This window comes from Pseudomonas congelans, from assembly GCF_900103225.1.
Lineage (GTDB): Bacteria > Pseudomonadota > Gammaproteobacteria > Pseudomonadales > Pseudomonadaceae > Aquipseudomonas > Aquipseudomonas congelans.
Window position 1 is genome coordinate 205,945 of sequence record NZ_FNJH01000005.1, and the last position, 18,692, is coordinate 224,636.

At 57.7% G+C, this 18,692-nt stretch carries 17 protein-coding genes; 13 read left to right on the top strand and 4 right to left on the bottom strand.

Going from position 1 to position 18,692, the window contains the following annotated elements; all coding sequences use genetic code 11:
* The first annotated feature begins 6 nt into the window (after nucleotides 1–6).
* From BLR20_RS18225 to BLR20_RS27860, 10 genes are all read left to right on the top strand, one after another.
* Nucleotides 7–1,557: an AmpG family muropeptide MFS transporter gene (locus tag BLR20_RS18225; RefSeq protein WP_054992737.1), complete on the top strand. Its 1,551-nt coding sequence runs from the start codon at nucleotides 7–9 to the stop codon at nucleotides 1,555–1,557.
* A 28-nt stretch (nucleotides 1,558–1,585) separates the two neighbouring features.
* The gene (locus BLR20_RS18230) at nucleotides 1,586–1,918 is read left to right on the top strand and encodes a hypothetical protein (protein ID WP_054992738.1); all 333 of its coding nucleotides are present in this window, start codon (nucleotides 1,586–1,588) and stop codon (nucleotides 1,916–1,918) included.
* A 312-nt stretch (nucleotides 1,919–2,230) separates the two neighbouring features.
* Nucleotides 2,231–4,792 carry a type VI secretion system Vgr family protein gene (locus BLR20_RS18235; RefSeq protein WP_054992739.1) on the top strand — a complete coding sequence of 854 codons (2,562 nt, stop codon included), beginning with the start codon at nucleotides 2,231–2,233 and terminating at the stop codon, nucleotides 4,790–4,792.
* On the top strand, nucleotides 4,789–6,825 hold the full coding sequence (locus BLR20_RS18240) for a T6SS effector phospholipase Tle3 domain-containing protein (RefSeq protein ID WP_054992740.1): 2,037 nt from the start codon (nucleotides 4,789–4,791) through the stop codon (nucleotides 6,823–6,825). The genes BLR20_RS18235 and BLR20_RS18240 overlap by 4 nt, the downstream gene beginning before the upstream one ends.
* Nucleotides 6,822–8,510 (top strand): type VI lipase adapter Tla3 domain-containing protein, encoded by a 1,689-nt coding sequence (locus BLR20_RS18245; RefSeq protein WP_162235639.1) that lies wholly within the window; start codon nucleotides 6,822–6,824, stop codon nucleotides 8,508–8,510. Before BLR20_RS18240 ends, BLR20_RS18245 begins: the two co-directional genes overlap by 4 nt.
* Nucleotides 8,507–8,776 (top strand): PAAR domain-containing protein, encoded by a 270-nt coding sequence (locus BLR20_RS18250; protein ID WP_054992741.1) that lies wholly within the window; start codon nucleotides 8,507–8,509, stop codon nucleotides 8,774–8,776. The genes BLR20_RS18245 and BLR20_RS18250 overlap by 4 nt, the downstream gene beginning before the upstream one ends.
* 48 nt (nucleotides 8,777–8,824) lie before the next feature.
* The gene (locus BLR20_RS18255; RefSeq protein ID WP_074594919.1) at nucleotides 8,825–10,387 is read left to right on the top strand and encodes a type VI lipase adapter Tla3 domain-containing protein; all 1,563 of its coding nucleotides are present in this window, start codon (nucleotides 8,825–8,827) and stop codon (nucleotides 10,385–10,387) included.
* Nucleotides 10,384–10,653: a PAAR domain-containing protein gene (locus tag BLR20_RS18260; RefSeq protein WP_054992743.1), complete on the top strand. Its 270-nt coding sequence runs from the start codon at nucleotides 10,384–10,386 to the stop codon at nucleotides 10,651–10,653. The genes BLR20_RS18255 and BLR20_RS18260 overlap by 4 nt, the downstream gene beginning before the upstream one ends.
* Nucleotides 10,654–10,733: 80 nt before the next feature.
* Nucleotides 10,734–11,249, top strand: a complete 516-nt coding sequence (locus BLR20_RS18265; RefSeq protein WP_054992744.1) for a hypothetical protein — start codon at nucleotides 10,734–10,736, stop codon at nucleotides 11,247–11,249.
* A 95-nt stretch (nucleotides 11,250–11,344) separates the two neighbouring features.
* Nucleotides 11,345–11,674, top strand: coding sequence for a hypothetical protein (locus BLR20_RS27860; protein WP_010439161.1), 330 nt, complete (start codon nucleotides 11,345–11,347; stop codon nucleotides 11,672–11,674).
* A 63-nt stretch (nucleotides 11,675–11,737) separates the two neighbouring features.
* On the opposite strand, the gene BLR20_RS18275 is transcribed toward BLR20_RS27860, so the two are convergent.
* Both BLR20_RS18275 and BLR20_RS18280 read right to left on the bottom strand, forming a co-directional pair.
* On the bottom strand, nucleotides 11,738–12,568 hold the full coding sequence (locus tag BLR20_RS18275; RefSeq protein ID WP_003413348.1) for a mechanosensitive ion channel family protein: 831 nt from the start codon (nucleotides 12,566–12,568) through the stop codon (nucleotides 11,738–11,740).
* 121 nt (nucleotides 12,569–12,689) lie between these two features.
* A complete protein-coding gene (locus tag BLR20_RS18280; protein ID WP_054992745.1) occupies nucleotides 12,690–13,169 on the bottom strand; it encodes a YajQ family cyclic di-GMP-binding protein in 480 nt (159 codons plus the stop codon).
* Between the two features lie 169 nt (nucleotides 13,170–13,338).
* Here BLR20_RS18280 and BLR20_RS18285 point away from each other — a divergent pair, with 169 nt between their 5' ends.
* From BLR20_RS18285 to BLR20_RS18295, 3 genes are read left to right on the top strand one after another with little or no spacing between them, the layout of a single operon-like run.
* Complete coding sequence (locus BLR20_RS18285) at nucleotides 13,339–14,259, top strand: putative 2-dehydropantoate 2-reductase (protein WP_054992746.1); 921 nt, start codon at nucleotides 13,339–13,341, stop codon at nucleotides 14,257–14,259.
* A 44-nt stretch (nucleotides 14,260–14,303) separates the two neighbouring features.
* The gene (locus tag BLR20_RS18290; RefSeq protein WP_010439153.1) at nucleotides 14,304–16,340 is read left to right on the top strand and encodes a sensor histidine kinase; all 2,037 of its coding nucleotides are present in this window, start codon (nucleotides 14,304–14,306) and stop codon (nucleotides 16,338–16,340) included.
* Nucleotides 16,341–16,355: 15 nt separating this feature from the next.
* Entirely contained in the window at nucleotides 16,356–16,934 is a 579-nt protein-coding gene (locus BLR20_RS18295; protein ID WP_003363999.1) for a cob(I)yrinic acid a,c-diamide adenosyltransferase, read from the top strand.
* A 128-nt stretch (nucleotides 16,935–17,062) separates the two neighbouring features.
* Here the strand turns inward: BLR20_RS18295 and BLR20_RS18300 are convergent, their stop codons facing one another.
* Both BLR20_RS18300 and BLR20_RS18305 read right to left on the bottom strand, forming a co-directional pair.
* Nucleotides 17,063–18,013, bottom strand: coding sequence for a Nudix family hydrolase (locus tag BLR20_RS18300; RefSeq protein ID WP_054992747.1), 951 nt, complete (start codon nucleotides 18,011–18,013; stop codon nucleotides 17,063–17,065).
* Nucleotides 18,014–18,015: 2 nt separating this feature from the next.
* Nucleotides 18,016–18,642, bottom strand: a complete 627-nt coding sequence (locus tag BLR20_RS18305) for a glutathione S-transferase family protein (protein ID WP_054992748.1) — start codon at nucleotides 18,640–18,642, stop codon at nucleotides 18,016–18,018.
* Nucleotides 18,643–18,692 lie beyond the last annotated feature (50 nt).

Consider the following 18,692-nt stretch of genomic DNA (forward strand, 5'->3'; position numbering starts at 1 on the left):
CAGCCCATGCCCCGTAAAACCTGGCGCGCCGCGCTCGCCGCATATGCCAGCCCGTCGACATTAGTGTTACTGCTGCTCGGATTCGCTGCGGGCATGCCTTATATGCTGGTCTTTTCGACATTATCCGTGTGGTTGCGCGAAGCCGGTGTCGCTCGCGAGACCATCGGCTATGCGAGCCTGATCGGCCTTGCCTACGCCTTTAAATGGGTCTGGTCGCCATTGCTCGACCAATGGCGCCTGCCCCTGCTCGGCAAGCTGGGACGTCGTCGCTCCTGGCTGGTGCTGTCCCAGAGCCTGGTGATTCTGGGCCTGATCGGTATGGGCTTCTGCGACCCGCAAAAGCATCTCTCGTGGCTGATCGCGATTGCCGTGGTGGTCGCCTTTTCTTCCGCCACGCAAGACATCGCCATTGATGCCTATCGCCTGGAAATTGCCCACGACACCCAACAGGCTGCCCTGGCCGCCAGCTACATGTCCGGCTACCGGGTCGCTGCACTGCTGGCAACTGCAGGTGCGCTGTATTTCGCCGAGGGCTTCGGCTCGACGGGCTTTGCCTACAAGCATTCAGCATGGACCGGCACTTACGTACTGTTCGGACTGCTGATGCTGCCCGCCCTGGTCACCACTCTGATCATGCGCGAGCCGCCTGTGCCGTTGCGCACCCAGTTGTCGGCAGCGCGCTATGGCTTTACGCACCAGTTGGCCTCGGTGTTCGTGCTGATTGTGCTGCTGGTCTCCGTACCGGCGATGTTTACCCAGCTTTACAATACCGACTTCGCCAGCGTGCTGTTCAACGGCACCAGCTGGATGGACCTGTTGCTGGAAGACCGGGCGTTTTTACGCGCGATTCTCTACACGCTCCTGACCATCGCCTGCCTGTCCTCGATGGGTCGCCGCGGACTCGCACCGGTACTCACCCCGATCAACGATTTCATCATGCGCTACCGCTGGCAGGCGCTGCTGTTGCTGGGCCTGATCGCGACCTACCGGATGTCGGACACGGTGATGGGGGTCATGGCCAACGTGTTCTACATCGATCAGGGCTTTACCAAGGACCAGATCGCCAGCGTCAGCAAAATCTTCGGCCTGATCATGACCCTGCTGGGGGCCGGTATCGGCGGGCTGCTGATCGTGCGCTTCGGCATCATGCCGATCCTGTTCATCGGCGGCCTGACCTCGGCTTCGACCAATATCCTGTTCCTGTTGCTGGCGGATATGGGCCCGAACGTGAAGATGCTGATCGTCACCATCTCGCTGGACAACCTCAGCTCCGGGCTCGCGACATCGGCGTTCGTCGCCTACCTGTCGAGCCTCACCAACCTGAAATTCTCTGCCACGCAATACGCCTTGCTCAGCTCCATCATGCTGCTGCTACCGCGCCTGCTGGGCGGCTATTCCGGTGTGGTGGTGGAAAAGTACGGCTACCACAACTTCTTCCTGATCACCGCGCTGTTGGGCATTCCGACGCTGGTGATGATCATCCTGCAATGGAACCGAGAGATACGCACGGCGAAGACCGAGCTGCCTCAAGAGGCTTCCGTTATCGACAAGCCCTGATCTCTGGCTACCTCATCAAGGAACAACATTGGACACCGAAAACAAAGCACGCGCTTTCAACCCCGTTCCCCTGATCCTTATCAGCCTGGGGATCTGGCTGCCGATCATCGGCACCCTGCTGACCTCGTACCTGTCCCGGGATCCCGCGACCCCGTCAGGGCCGATGGCCTTCGGCGGAGCCGTGGTTCTGCTCGCGCAGGTGGAAATCTTCGCCATCATCTTTCTGCTGATTTATGCGTTCGCCGTAAAACCGTGGAGACTCTCCACAACCATACGTGCGGTGTTCTCGATCAACGCAGTAGCCGCCACCGTCGCGGCAATCGGCATTATCGTTACGCTGGCCAATATAAGCCTGCAGTAATCGCCAACTAAAAAAGCCCTGACGCTCACGCGCCAGGGCTTTTTTCATATCACGCGCCCTCCCCTTACAGTCTTTCCTCCTGGCGCCTCTCATTACACCGTAAGAAACGCACTACAGCTTTTTATGAATTGGCCGACGACATTGCTAGCCATTCCTCACTACCTCACTGCGGCATCAAGAGTAATGTCGCCCGGTAATGGCCCTTTGCAATTTAAGTGTGTGCCCCAGGAAAGAAGTCTATAGACTCACCCACCTCTCTATATCAGCACTCTCGCCCGGAACGAGCGGCTGGTTTTATATAACGGAGCAACAATGTTAAAGGATCTAACGGCGCTGTTTGCGCCACAAAACCGTCGCCTGATCAAGCTGACGACCGTTGCCCGTGACGAACAGGAACTCCTGCTGGAACGTTTTTCCGGCACTGAAAGCCTGTCCGAGCTGTTCAGTTTCGACTTGTCGATGATCAGTCGCGACGCCGGCCTGCAACTCAAATCGCAGATCGGCCAGCCCGCACAACTGGCAATAGAGCTGGCCAGCGGCGAGTCGCGCTTCATCAATGGCTATATCAGTGCCTTCAGCCTGGAAGGCAGCGACGGCGGTCTGGCACGTTACAGCGCAACACTGAGCCCCTGGCTGTGGATGCTCTCGCGACGCGTCGACTCGCGCATATTTCAGGAACAGACCATCGAAGCCGTTATCCGAACGGTATTTGCGGCCTATGGCGCGTTGCCCGATTTCGAGTTTCAACTCAGCCAGCCACTCAAGACGCACAGTTACATTACTCAGTACCGTGAAAGCGATCTGACCTTTGTATTGCGCTTGCTGGAACACGAAGGGCTGTTCTTCTATTTCGATCACAATCAGGAAAAGCACACGCTGATCATTCTTGATCACTCGCGCGACCTCTCGCCCCTCCCCCAACAGCCAACCATTCGTTACCACAGTGCATCCGTTACCGAGACAGCGGATTCGATTACCGAATGGCGCAGCCATCGACGTCTGCAATCGGGGCGCATGTCCATTCAGACTTTCGATTACAAGCAGCCGCGCAATTCACTGCCGGTTGGCATGCCGAGCCTCAATGAGCAGGGCAACGTCGATTCGTATGAAGTGTATGACGTGCTCGATCACTACAGCCACGGCACCTTCAATGACGGAGAACGCCTGGTACGTCAGCGTCTGGAGGCCATTGAAGTTCAGGGCAAGACATTCACCGGCAACAGTAACTGCCGCGCCATGTACCCTGGCCACACCTTTGAGCTGACCCAGCATTTTGATCATGACCGCGGCTCCGCTGAAGATCGCAATTTTCTGCTGATAACGGTCAAGCATGAGGGCAGCAACAATTACCTGTCGGACGAAGGCGCGGGCTACACGAACGAGTTCGTGTGCATTCGTCACAAGATTCCCTACCGTCATCCGATCACCGTCCCGCGCCCAAGCATTAACGGCCCGCTGAGCGCCATCGTGGTCGGGCCGGAAGGTGAGGAAGTGTTCACGGATGAGCTGGCGCGGATACAGGTCAGGTTCCACTGGCAGCGCGGCGACAGCCTGCCGCAGGGCACCACCTGGTTAAGGGTGGCGATGCCCAGTGCCGGCAGCGGCTTCGGGCATCAGTTCATGCCACGCATCGGCCAGGAAGTGTTGGTGACCTTTCTGGCAGGCGATATCGACCGGCCTCTGGTGACGTCGGTGCTCTACAACAACATTAATCTGCCGCCACGCTTCAGCAAGGCCTCGGGGCTGCCCGGTAACCGCACACTGTCGGGGATCCGCACCCAGGAACACAAAGGCAGCGGCTTCAACGAACTGCTGTTCGATGACACGCCAGGCTCACTGCGCGCTCGCATGGGCACGACCCATCAGGCCACCGCCCTCAACCTGGGCAAACTGACCGACCCGCGCACTGACGGCACCGCCCAGCCACGCGGCAACGGCGCAGAACTGCGCACCGATGCCGCCATCGCCCTGCGTGCCGCGCAAGGCATGTTGCTGACCACCTACGCGCGTACCGACGCAAAAGGCTCACAACTGGATCGCGAAGAGCTGCTCAAACTGCTGGCCGAGTGCGGCGAGCTGTTCAAATCCCTCGGCGAAACCGCAGCCGCGCGTGGCGGACAGGCGGTGGATGTCAAAGGTATAGAAGCCTTGCGCCAGTCGCTCGATCAATGGCCCGCGCCGGATAATAACGGCCTGGGTGACCCGGTACTGGCCATGACCGCAGCAGCAGGCATCGCCAGCGCCACACCACGCTCGCAGGCTCATTATGCCGGTGAAAATCACGACACCACCGCGCAGGACAACCTGCAATTGACCAGCGGCGCGGCCATGCACCTGCAAGCGGGCAAAGGGCTGTCAGCTTTCGCCCAGGACGCAGGCATCAGCGCCATCGCCAACCGCGGCAAAGTACTGGTGCAAGCGCAGGAAGACGACATCGCCCTCAATGCCCAGAAAAACCTGCATGTCTCGGCCGTTGAAGGCGAAGTGGTCATCACCGCGCCGACCATCCGCCTGGTCGCCGATGACGGCAGTTACATCAAGATTGGCGGCGGCGTCGAGATCGGCTCGCAAGGCAAAGTCACCGTGCACGCCAGCGAACACGACTGGATCGGCCCCAAGACCGACAGCGCTGCGATCCCTTCTTTCGGCCGCGACCCCGCCGCCCAGCAGGTCACCTTTCACTACCCCGGCCACAGCGAACAAAGCCCGCGAGCAGCAGCGGATCACTCGTATGAAATCAAACTGGAAGATGGCAGCCTGGTGAAAGGAATGACGAACGCAGACGGACTGACCGAGCGCGTGGAACGCGAAATGATGCATCAGGCGCAAGTATCGGCACTGCGCAGCGGCACCCCGAAAGGAGGTGCGCAATGAACGGCGCCGATGAATACGCCGTTGCCCAAGGTAATACGCGCCTGATCCCCAACCTCAATACCACCAGCAAAATGGAAGTGCCCGGCGATTTGCCAGGCGTAGTGATCTTTCTGCACGGTGTGAATGACCCAGGGGCTTCTTATGAGTCGGTGGAGACCGGGTTGTGTCAGGGGGTGAATGAGCGACTGGACCGGCCGGATCTGGTGCCGGGGCGGTATGGGGTAAGGTACAACGAAGCAAAAAAAGCGCCCTACGAGGAAAGGGACAGTGATCAGAAAGCCATGCTCGATGATCCTGACACCTATCTTTATCGGCGCGACGCATCTGACCCGAAAACCCATAGCCTGTTGATTCCCTTTTATTGGGGACATCGGGCAGCACCCGATCAAATAAAGCGTGATGACGCGGGCGATCCGTTCAGAATGCGTAATCAGTTTCAGGACATCAACGGCAACCGTCTGGACCGCCACTTTGCCAAGGCGGGAGGTTTTATTGCCAACGCGACCAATAACATACCGGATGTCTATGGTGAAGGTTTTAGGCCCAATCTGAAAAGCATCGCTCTGGAAACGTTTAAGCCAGACAACGCTTTATATTTTGGTCACTCGCCAGCGCGGCACTATTGCGTATTGGCGGCTCACCGTTTGGCTATGCTGATACGCGAGATCCGTCGCGTGTCGCCTGACGAGACAATAACAATCATGGGCCACAGCCAAGGCACGATAGTCACCTTGCTGGCGCAAGCGTTGCTGGTAGATGGAGGAGACCGTTGCGCAGATACTTTTATCATGGTTGATACGCCTTATTGTGTGTTGCCTGGTAACACTCCCAAAGACCAAGACACATTTTCAACGCTAGTTGGGATCGTAACTGCGATAACAAATAAGCCACACACACAACCAGCCATGTCAGAGCTCAGGGACGCTAAAACCTACTGCGGCAGAAGCGGTTCGCGATGGTCACCCACTCAAGGTATCCGCAAAAATAAAGTGGGCAGCATGACAGTCTTTCCCGAGCGAGATAACCGAGGAAAGGTGTATCTGTATTTCTGCCCGGATGACACCACTGTCTCACTGGATGACGTCCAAGGCATCGGGACCTATGGAATGCCTGATGCTCTACCTGATGGACGAATGGCAATGATGGTGCTCCAGCAACTACGCTTCTATCAACGCATGTGGACTAAGCGCCATCGCTATGGTGAGCCGATCCTGATCGGCAACACGCCACAACCCGAACTCATGCGTGCCTCAGGCGAAGCTCGATACCCAGGTAGCTCATTTGGAGCCGGTATGATTGCCCGCGCGCCCATCCCGGAAAGGCAAGAACGCCTTATTAATGCCGAAGCGCTGACTCCGCCTCATGAACCAGAAATGTTCGGCGGCGAAGCGGAAACTGGCACACCAACAACTTCAGGCTTGGATAGACCAGACGACGTTGGCAAAAGCGTTGCGTTAGGGAAGGACGCCGCTACGTTCTTATGGATAGAAATGCCCACTGAATATGACGGTCCAAAAGTGACGAAGCGCCAAGCATTAGAACGCTTCAACGCGCTTTCTGATGATCCAGAAAAAAAAACCCGCCAAGTACGGGTAGGAAGACCCAGAAACTATGCCAACGTTTTAACAGGGTATATTTACCAAAGGGAAGAAACGCCAAAAGAAGCTCGAGATCGTATGGAGAAAAAACGTGATGCATGGAGCGAAAACTCCTATCACTCAGGCATACTACGTAGCCCGGAAAATCATCGCTGGGTGACTGCAATGGACATCGCTATTGGCCAAGCTAAATGCTTGGATGATCCGGCAATGCGTGATGTGCTGGTGGCGATTGCGGATTGGAAGATCGACGAGGCGCAATTTTCCACAATTAGTGAGTCACCAGGCTGGGAAAGGCTCAGTGAGGAAGCTCAGGATTTAGTCAGGGCTAGCTACCTGTACTATGAAGAAGGGGAGTTCCCTTCAACGGATCTAGTTTCACTAACTCCGCCGCAACTTATCCAGAGCGCTCCTAAATCTCGGGGTGCCCAATGATCGATCGTCCACAAAGCATGCTACTTCGCCCGAAATTGAAAAGATATTTCTGGGTAACCGTAGTTTTGCAGGTCCTTTGGCTTGGATTTGTCCTGCTTGTCTACCTAAAAGCACAGGAAAACGATATGCAACTTCGTGACATAAACCCAGTAATGCGGTGGGGCATCGCAGGCATTTTAGGCTTGGTTTTGCTGGTCTATAGCGGACACTGGTGGGGGAAAGCCATCGCCCATGAGAAAGCTGAGCTGGCAGCTTATAGAACAGAGGTTACAGCTCAAAAGAACGAGCAAATGGCAACTCAGCAACGGACATATTCGCTGGAAATAAGAGGAGCGGGAATTGCCATTTTTCACGATAGCCAATCAGAAATTTGGAGTTTCATAAAGAAGAAAAAAAATAATTTTACATCCATCTACTCCAATGACGCCAAGGACTATGATGCCTCGCTTGACTCACGCAAAATTAGCAGAGATATAAAAATTCGTGCAGCTTTCCAGCATTCGGCTGGCGACGCGATCGCCTATTGGCCAATACCCGTGTTCGCACTGGGGCCTCCGAATCTATTCGATAAAGCCTATAGAGCTGCAGGCTTGATCAACTCTGGCCGAAATGCAGCAACACTGGGAGTTGCGCTGTTTCTCTGGCAGGACGATGAAAGCACTACCCATGCACAGGCCATGATCGAACGACTATTTAATTTTTTCGACGACAATTCACAGGTGCCACAGGCCCTCATCGCAAGCAGAGATGGGGATATTACTCGTGACGTTTATCGAAAGCCTGGGACACCGGCACTGCAAAACGCCCAAGTAGTACCGACAATATTCGAAAGTATGACCGGACTGCTGGTCGCTCGTTCGGACCGGGTGGACAAGTATATTCGCCCTTACGCGACTCAAGAACCCGAAGACAATCAAAACAAAAATACTGACCTGGGCAAACTGTGGGCTTTCTACTGGGAACAGCCGCGAAAATTTAGAAAAATATATGAGGATGCAGAAAAGGCCAAAGGGGTTAAAGCTCCACTCGCCCCTGGTACGATATCGACCGCCTACTGGCAATCCCAACTCCCCACTCTCTGGAAAACCACCAGCAACCGTGGTCCCGGCAATTTCGAACCCTCCCCTTGGCTGCCGATCCGTTGGGGCCAGCATCAGGTCAAGGAGTTCGACGCTGCGCCTGTTCTCGGCTATCTGCACCGCCCGATCAAGGCGCCCATGCAGGATGAAAACGGCAAGCGCCTGAAACCGGCCTTGCAAGCCAAAGCGCTGCAAGCCGCTTGGGTGCAGGCGCTGGATACCTTGCCAGATGGTCAGAAACCTGTGCGGGTGTTCTATGACAGCACCAACAACCCGGAAGCGGAAATCGCCCTGAACAACGCCCTGCACGACCTGAACAAGGACGGCCATGGTCTTGAGCTCGGCAATGTCGAAGAGGGCTACGACATCGGTCGTCGTCTGGGCAATACCGGGGTCAGCGGTGCGCTGGTCGAGATCAATCTGGCGACCATCGCCAGTTACAAGGACGGTGGCGTCAGTGCCGTGGTCTATGCAGGCACCGATGGCAGCCTGACCGTACAAATGGTCCGCCCGCCCGATGACGCCCGTAAAGCGAAGAACAGCCAGAACCGCGGCGCAGATCCGTTCACCTTCGGCTCGCCAACCGGCGGGGCACCTGCAGAGTGAGTTATCCGGTCTGCCTGGGCGACGCCACCAGCAGTGGTGGCCGAGTGGTGTCCTGCCAACTGGCAGGCACCCACACCATCAACGGCAAGCCTCCGGCCGTGCTGGGCGACAAAGCCACCTGCCCGCTTCATGCGGGTGAGTTCGCCTTTATCGAAGGCCACCCCACCCGAAAGCTGAACGGCATCCCGGTGGTCCTGCACGGCCATCGGCTGGCGTGCGGCTGTCAGGGTGTGGCCAGCCATGCCATGAATGTGCGAGTGGTTTAGGGGTTTTATTTGTGATCAGGTTATGCAATGGAAGCACAGGAAAGCGATATGGAATTGCGTGACATACACTCGATGACACGCTGGGGCATTGCAGGGATTTTAAGTGCGGTTCTGCTTAGCTACAGCGGGCATTGGTGGGGCAAAGCTATTGCCAATGAAAAGCACGAACTGGCAGCTTATAGATCCGAGATTATTGCTAAAAATGCAGAACAACAGGCTGCGCAAGCACGAACATACTCGCTAGAAATACGAGGCGTAGGCCTTGCAGTAAATGACTGGCATCAATCTTCTGTCTGGCGAGAAATTGCTAAAAAAAGCAACAATTTCTCATCGATATTTCCGTCGGACTCTAAAGCCTATAACCCGTGCTTGAGCTCGCGAGAAACTACAGCGGATATTAATACTCGGGTGGCTTTTCAGCATTCCGCTGGAGAGTCAGTAGCCTATTGGCCAATTCCAGCCTTTGCTTTAGGCCCTCCGAACCCTTATGAAAAGCCCTACCGTGCAGCGAATCTGATCAACTCCGGCCGGAATGCAGCGACCTTAGGTGTCACCCAGCTTCTCTGGCAAAACGATGAGAGCACCAACTACGCACAAAGCATGATCAAGCGGCTGTTTCAGTTTTTTGAGGCTAATCCTAAAGTTCCGCAAGCACTGATCGCAAGCGAGGACGGGGACGTCACGCGAAACATATATCGCAAACGTGGCACTCCTGGCCTGCAGAAAAATACTCAAGTAGTACCGACGGTATTTGAAAGCATGACAGGCCTTCTGGTCACCCGTTCTGACAGGGTAGATCGCTATATTCGTCCCTATGCGACAAACGAGCCAGAGGACAACCAGAGCAAAGATACCGATCTAGGCAAGCTTTGGGCTTTCTACTGGGATCGGGACAAAGCATTTATGGACTGGTACGAAGCTGCCGAGAAAGCCAAGGGCGTTGAAACACCCTACGCCCCGGGCACCATGTCAACCGCCTACTGGCAATCCCAACTCCCCACTCTATGGAAAACCATCAGCAACCGTGGTCCCGGCAATTTCGAACCCTCCCCTTGGCTGCCGATCCGTTGGGGTCAGCATCAGGTCAAGGAGTTCGACGCTGCACCGGTGCTTGGCTACCTGCATCGCCCGATCAAGGCGCCCATGCAGGATGAAAACGGCAAGCGCCTGAAACCGGCCTTGCAAGCAAAAGCGCTGCAAGCCGCATGGGTGCAGGCGCTGGACACGCTTCCCAACGGTCAGAAACCTGTGCGAGTGTTCTACGACAGCACCAACAACCCGGAAGCAGAAATCGCCCTGAACAACGCCCTGCACGACCTGAACAAGGACGGCCACGGTCTTGAGCTGGGCAATGTCGAAGAAGGCTACGACATTGGCCGTCGTCTGGGGAACACCGGAGTTAGTGGTGCGCTGGTAGAAATCAATCTGGCGACCATCGCCAGTTACAAGGATGGCGGCGTCAGTGCCGTGGTCTATGCCGGCACCGATGGCAGCCTGACCGTACAAATGGTCCGCCCGCCCGATGAAGCCCGTAAAGCGAAGAACAGCCAGAACCGTGGCGCAGATCCGTTCACCTTCGGCTCGCCAACCGGCGGGGCACCTGCAGAGTGAGTTATCCGGTCTGCCTGGGCGACGCCACCAGCAGTGGTGGCCGAGTGGTGTCCTGCCAACTGGCAGGCACCCACACCGTCAACGGCAAGCCTCCGGCCGTGCTGGGCGACAAAGCCACCTGCCCGCTTCATGCGGGTGAGTTCGCCTTTATCGAAGGCCACCCTTCCAGAAAGCTGAACGATATCCCGGTGGTCCTGCACGGCCATCGACTGGCGTGCGGCTGTCAGGGTGTGGCCAGCCATGCTCTGAATGTGCGAGTGATTTAGGATATTTCGTGATCAGGTCATGCAGCGCAAATACAGGAAACAACGTGGAACTGCCCCCTCAATTGGAACAAGGAAGAAATATGTACACGCGTTTTTGTCAGGCCGTCGTAGGGATGCATTTAGTCGCCGGGATGGTTCTATTGGCGGGCTGTGCGCAAAAGTCCGTGTCCCCGTGTGACGAGTTGATTGGTGACTACGCCACAAAGCCCAAGAATCAGCCAAGGATTCGTATCGAGAAAAGCGGCGAGAATTTCTTGTTCACGCATCGTGAATCAGGCGCACAGGTCAGCGAACCACTCACACCGTTACCCAACGCCGAAATAGTGGAAATGTTTGAAGGCAAAATAGTACCGCCTCGCTGCATTCTCACCGCTGATGGTATGAAGATAATGAAGCTCCCCGCTGGCAGCGGCGTTAATCCCACAGAGGATCCCGATCGGAAACTTTCGCAGTATCCCGAGCCCACCCCATTCCTCATGGGCATATCTGCGGGAGTAGCGGCTGTACTGGGTCTTTACCCCGTACCTCATCAAGAAAAACTCAAAGATATCGACGAGGAAGATGAGGAGGACGACGGATACATTTACAGTAAATAACCTACAGTTCGTGCCGGGGAGCCGGAAGGCATGTTCATCGTCGACGGATAAGGGACACCAGAGCATCACTGCTGGAAGACAATCATGGAGCGAAAATGAACGCTGTAAATAAAGAAAGCACCGGGCACCACGTTCTGCTTGCAATTATGGGATTAGGTGTCTGGCTGCCCATTATTCTTATCGCATTACTATTCTGTGTAGTCCGTCTGTCCACCGGTTTGGGCGAAGGAATACTGGCAGTTGCCGTTACGCTTGGTTTACTGATGAATACAGAAGTCGTAGCGACCATTATTTTCTTCATCTACGCATGCTGGGCAAAGCCATGGCGATTTTCGAAAAAATGGCGAATCAGTTTTTACATCCATGCCTTAGTCTCTGGAATGACGACACTTTTGATTATCACCTTGGAAATAGCCTTTTCCTGAACCTGCAAATAAAGAAAAGCCCCGACTCTCACGAGCCAGGGCTTTGTGATACCGCACAAACCACTATTCCTGAACCATCCGCACAATCCGCTGCGGCAGTGGAATCTCGATACCTGCGTCCTTCAGACGGTCGCGCGCTTCGATGTTGAACATCGACGTCACGTCGCCCATGTCGCCACTGCTGGTCCAGACGCGCAGGGACAAGGTAATTGCGTTCTCCCCCAGCGCAGCCACGACAGCCTGGGGGGCCGGGTCCTTAAGTACGCGCGGGTCGTCGGCCATGTCCAGCAGGACCTGCAAGGCCTTCTTGAGATCGGCATCGTGGCTGACGCCGATGTCGAAGGTGATCTTGCGGGTCGGCTGACGGTTGGTGTTGGTGATGATGCCGTTGGACAGGTTGCCGTTGGGAATGATCACGGTACGGTTGTCGCCGGTGCGCAGCACGGTGTGGAAGATCTGGATGTTGTCGACGGTTCCCGACACACCCTGGGCTTCAATCCAGTCACCGATACGGAACGGGCGGAACAACAGAATCAGCACGCCGCCGGCGAAGTTCGCCAGGCTGCCTTGCAGGGCCAGACCGATCGCCAGACCGGCCGCACCGATCGCCGCCACGAACGAGGTGGTTTCCACGCCGATCATCGACGCGACGCTGACCACCAGCAGGATTTTCAGAATGACGTTGGCCAGGTTGCTGACGAAGCCCTGCAAGGCCAGATCGGCGTGTCGCAAGGCCAGCAAGGCGCCCAGTTTTCCGGTCAGCCGGTTGATCAGCCACCAGCCTACACACAGTGTGACGACTGCCAGCAGCAAGCGGCTGCCGTACTCCATGATCATCGGAATCCAGGCCTGCGACGCTTGCCACAGATGACCGACTTCTGCGTTTAAATCCATCGTTATCTCCTTACTCGTCACGAACTGCGATCAAAACCACGGCGGCCTGCCGTCATTTCAATGCTCAGGGCGATTCGGACTGGCCAGGGAACGCAGGGTTCCCCGACTTTCAATGCAACGATCAGTCGCGGAAGTTGTTGAATTGCAAAGGCATGCCCGAATCGTAGGCACGCAGCGCTGCGATGGCTTCTTGCAGGTCGTCGCGCTTCTTGCCGGTCACCCGCACCTGCTCGCCCTGAATGGCGGCCTGGACCTTGAGTTTGGCTTCCTTGATGTGGGCGACGATTTTCTTCGCCAGCTCCTTGTCGATGCCTTCACGCAGGATGACTTCCTGCTTCATCAATTTGCCGGAAGCATAAGCGTCCTTGATCTGGAGGCACTTCGCGTCGATCTTGCGTTTGACCAGCGCCAGCTTGAGGATTTCAATCATGGCCTCCAGCTGGAAGTCTGCTTCTGCGGTCAGCGTGACGGTCAGTTCCTTGAACTCGAACGTGCCTTTGCCTTTGAGGTCGTAGCGACGATCCAGCTCTTTGATAGCGTTGTCGACGGCATTCGTGACTTCGTGTTTATCCAATTCGGACACTACGTCGAACGAGGGCATGTATGTTCTCCAGATAAACGGCGTGCGCACAATTCGGGCACGCATGACTTGACGGTGTGAAAGAACGCTCATTATAACGAGACTTTTCCGGCGTTCACTGTGAGCCTTCCATGCACATCCTTGTTTTCATCTTCTGCAGACCGCTTCAGCGCCATAACGTGCCGCTGTGATGGCGGTGACATGGCATGTTCTCGGTGCGGGCAGCCTGGGCAGTCTCTGGGCGACGCGACTGGCACGCGCGAATCTGCCGGTGCGGTTGATCCTTCGCAACGCGGATCGGCTGGCCGCCTATCAAGCCAATGGCAGCTGCGTAACGCTGGTCGAGAACGATATCGCCCATGCGTACCCGGTCGAAGCGCAGACCGCCGACCATCGACAACCCATCGAACGGCTGCTGGTGGCCTGCAAGGCTTACGAGGCCGAGCAGGCTGTCGCTCAGCTGGCTCCGCGATTGACGGCGCAGGCCGACGTCATCCTGTTGCAGAACGGCCTGGGCAGCCAGGACGCAGTGGCGGCGCGAATCCCCCACGCGCGCTGCCTGTTCGCCTCCAGCACGGAAGGCGCGTTTCTGGAGTCGGACTGGCGCGTCAGGTTCGCTGGCCACGGTTTCAACTGGCTGGGTGACGCGTCCAACCCGACAGCCCCCGCGCTTCTGCAGGATTTGCACGACAGTGGCATTCCCCACGAATGGACGCCGGATATCCTGACCCGCCTGTGGCGCAAGCTGGCAATCAACTGCGCGGTCAACCCGCTGACGGTCCTGCACGGCTGCCGTAATGGTGGCCTGCTCGAGCACGCCTGCGAGGTCGCCACGCTGTGCGCCGAGCTGAGCGATCTGCTGGGCCGCTGCGGCCAGCCAGCGGCTGCGCAGGAACTGCATGCGGAAGTGCTGCGGGTCATCCAGGCGACCGCCGCCAACTACTCATCCATGTATCAGGACGTGCTTCACGGGCGACGCACCGAAATCAGCTACCTGCTGGGTTACGCATGCGCAGCCGCAGCGCGTCATGGCTGCCCGGCACCGCACCTGCAGCATTTGCAGACGCGTCTCACAGCTCATCTGGCAAGCAAGGGTTTGCGTACCGACTAGCCCGCGCTACCCTGCTCGCATCACACGTCACTGCGACTTGCCCAATGCCTTTGCGCCAACGCCTGGAAAACCTGCCGGTAGGTCAGAAACTGCTGGCCGCCCTGCTGGTCCTGATGACCACCGTACTGCTGGTCGCCAACCTGACCTTCATCAGCGCGGCCTACTACATCTCTCAGGAGGCGATGGCTCCACAGGCCCTGCAGACCATCGGTCGGCTGATCAGCAGCGCCAACCTCAACGAGCGGGCCTTGTACTCGCCGAACGAGGCGCGCGCGCTGCTCAAGGAGCTGAGAAGCTACGGGCCGTTGCGCGCCGCAGCCCTGTATGACAACGACGGCGAGCGGCTTGAGCAGATGCATCAGGGCGAAAGCCTCGAGCTGCCCAGGCACTTCAAAGACATGGACAGCTGGCGCCTGACCGAATTTCGCAGCACGCAGGTCATTACCGTTCCGAAGGGCGACGAGCCGCCAGGGCATCTGTTGCTGGTTGCCAGCAGCGAGCTGCCCCCTGCGTTCTATACCGGTACGCTGACTGCCAGCCTGGGCATTCTGGTGTTCAGCGTGTTGCTGTGGCTGGTGGTGGCACGGCAGATTCGGCGCCTGATCACCGAACCCATTTACCAACTGGAAGAACTGTCCCGGCAGGTGACCCGCGAAGAGAACTACGCACTCCGCGCAGAACCCGGTAACGAGGATGAAATTGGCAGCCTGGCCGAGGCGTTCAACACCATGCTGTCGCGTATCGAAGCACGTGAACAGCAACTCAAGCGCGCACGCGACGACTCGCAGGAAGCCTACGATCAGGCTCAGGGGCTGGCCGAGGAAACCCGCCACACCAACCGCAAGCTGGAGCTGGAAGTCCAGGTGCGCAGCAAGATCGAGAAGAAGCTCACCGGCTTTCAGAATTACCTCAACAGCATCATCGACTCGATGCCGTCGGCGATGATCGCGCTGGATGAACAGCTGTACGTCACCCAGTGGAATCAGGAGGCGACGGCATTGTCCGGGACGACCCTGGATGAAGCGCTGAACCAGCCGATCTTCCTGGCCTTCGAGCCGATGCGCTCGTTTCTGCCGCAGATCAAGCACACCGTCGAGCGCCACAGCGTGACCAAGATCGAGCGCGTGACCTGGATCAAGAATGACGAATCCCGTCACTACGCGCTGACGTTCTACCCGTTGACCGGCGATGCCGGGCGCGGCGTGGTGATCCGGATCGATGACATCACCCAGCGCATATCGCTGGAAGAAATGATGGTGCAGTCGGAAAAAATGTTGTCGGTCGGCGGTCTTGCAGCAGGCATGGCGCATGAGATCAACAATCCGCTGGGCGCCATTCTGCACAACGTGCAGAACATCCGCCGGCGGCTGTCCCCGGAACTGCCGAAAAACATCGAGCAGGCCGAAGCCGACGGGGTCGATCTGGCGCAGGTCAACCATTACCTGGAAAGCCGCGAAGTGCCCAAACTGCTCGACGGCATTCAGCAGGCCGGTGCCAGGGCTGCAAAAATCGTCAGCCACATGCTCAATTTCAGCCGTCTGAGCAGTCGTCAGTTATCGCCTTGCGACTTGCCGGCTTTGATTGATCAGGCCGTGGAGATCGCCAGTAACGACTTCGATCTGACCATCGGTTTCGACTTCAAGGGCCAGCACATCATCCGTCAGTTCGACCCTGAACTGGGTCCGGTGCCGTGCATCGCCAACGAGCTGGAGCAGGTGCTGCTGAACCTGCTGAAGAACGCTGCGCAGGCCATCCACCAGCGGCCGGAGAGCGAAGAGCCCGGGCGCATTACCCTGCGCACGCGTCTCAATCCGCCATGGGCCGAGATTCAGGTCGAGGACAACGGCATCGGCATGTCGGAGAACATTCGCAAGCGTACCTTCGAGCCGTTTTTCACCACCAAGGAAATCGGCCAGGGCACCGGACTGGGCCTCTCGGTGTCCTACTTCATTGTCACCAACAACCACAAAGGCCAGATGGAGGTGCATTCCTCTCTCGGCACAGGCACCTGCTTTACGCTGCGTCTGCCGCTGGTGGCGAACCAGGTGAACGTGCAGCAGCAGGTCATTTCAAAATCCTGATCAGGAATCGCATCAATGGGCTTTCGTTTGTCGAAGATTTACACACGCACCGGCGATGCCGGTGAAACCGGTCTGGGCGATGGCCGTCGGGTCTCCAAGGATCATCCGCGCGTCGAGGCCATCGGTGAGGTCGATACCCTCAACAGCCAACTGGGACTGTTGCTGGCGGGGTTGATCGATGAAGCTCAGCGCGTCCCGGCCCTCAAGGAAGTGATCGAGGTACTTGCACCGTGTCAGCACCGACTGTTCGATCTGGGCGGTGAACTGGCCATGCCAACCTACAAGGCGCTGAACGAAGCCGAGGTCGAGCGACTGGAGGCCGCCATTGATGTCTGGAATGACGAACTGGGGCCGCTGGAGAATTTCATTTTGCCAGGCGGTTCATCGCTAATCGCCCAAGCGCACATTTGCCGTAGCCTGGCGCGCAGTGCCGAACGTCGCTGTCAGCATCTGAATGCCGTCGAGCCGCTGGAGGGCGCAGGGCTGGCGTATATCAACAGGCTGTCGGACCTGCTGTTCGTCGCTGCTCGATTGATCGCCAGACGACAGGGGATTGCCGAGATCCTTTGGCAGCCCGCGCCCAAGCCGGTTTGATGGGCACCACCAGGCTTATCGTTCCCACACTGGAGCGTGAGCAACCATAAGTGTTCGAAAGAACACTTATGGTGCCCCCGCTCCGCGTGGGCATGCCGTTCTGGACGCTCTGCGTCCTCTGCTGAGCGTCAGACGATCTCGTCAGGCCAGAACGCGCGAATCCCGGCCACGCCCTGTGCGCCGCTTTCCCAGGCCTGTTGCCGCTCGGCAGGGCCCACGCCGCCCAACAGAAAGACCGGCCTGTTGAAACCCGCAATCAGTTGCGTTGCCTGCTCCCACCCCAGTGGCTGCGCATCGGGATGGGTCAGGGTTGGCTGAACGGGCGACAGGGTGACGAAATCCACGCCCATCTGCTCAGCCAGAGCCAGCTCTTCGGCGTTATGACATGACGCCGCCAGCCAGCGGTTCTCTGGGAACGGACGCCCGCGACTGGCGTACTTGCGCAGTTGCTCCGCCGTCAGGTGCCAGCCGGCGGACGGGAAGTCGCCCAGCCACTCCAGAGGACCTTTGAGCATGAGCTGAGCCTTGCCGGCACACAGGCCCGCCGCATCTACGGCCAGGTCACGGTATTTCGGGTCGTAACCACCCGGCGCACGCAACTGAACCAGCTTGATACCGCCCGCGATGGCTTTCTGCATACCGCGCAACAGCTCGATATTATCCAGCCCCTCGGGGGTGATCAGATACTCGCCGGGCAAACGTGCCGCCGCAACGATCGGCTGATTGGCAGCCGGAAAGTCATAATTGGCCAGCTCACGCGGGCTGGCCCAGACCAGCGGCTGCCCTTCTGCGCCATGCGCCTGGCCAGTGAATGCCGAGACCTCCCAGACGTCCAGCAGCACCTGCTTGTCCGGATAGTCGTGACAGACCTTGATCAGCGGACGTGCCGCCGTCACCAGGATGCCCAGCTCTTCCTGCAGTTCACGTGCGAGCGCGGCCTGGACGGTTTCGCCCTCCTCGACCTTGCCGCCAGGAAACTCCCAGAGGCCGCCTTGATGCTGAGTGTCGGCACGTCGGGCAATCAATACACTGCCGTCAGCGCCACGAATGACGGCGGCGGCCACATGAACTCGTTTCACGATCAGGACTCCTCCAGACCGGCCTGCTGCCAGCGTTTGAAGGCAGGCCACTGGTAAATGGTTTCGATGTACTTCAAAGCTTCTTCAGACAGTTCGACACGGTAGCTGCGCAGGCGGATGGCTACCGGGGCGAAGAACGCGTCGGCAATGCTCGGCTTACCGAACAGGAACGGACCGCTTTCGGCCGCAGCAGCGCGACATTCGGCCCACAGTTCGACGATACGGTCGATGTCGTTCTGGGTGTCGACCGGAATCACTTCCAGTGCCTGATCCTGGCGCAGGTCCATCGGCATGTTCGAACGCAGGCTGACAAAACCGCTGTGCATCTGCGCGCAGGCAGAACGTGCCTGGGCACGCGCGGCGGTGTCACTCGGCCAAAGGCCGGCGTCCGGAAAACGTTCGACCAGGTATTCGCAAATGGCCAGCGAATCGATGATCGTGCCGTGCTCGCACTGCAACGCAGGGACCTTGCCGGTCGGTGAGTAATTGAGAATGTTCGCGCGGGTGTCAGGCTGGTTCAGGCGGATAACCTGATCGGTGAACGGCGCACCGGTCATTTCCAGCACCAGCCAGGGACGTAGCGACCAGGAGGAATAGCGTTTGTCGCCGATAATCAGATGCAGGCTCATGGTTCAGCTCCATTGAGCCCGGCGCGAAGACAGGATACCGGCGCGCCGGG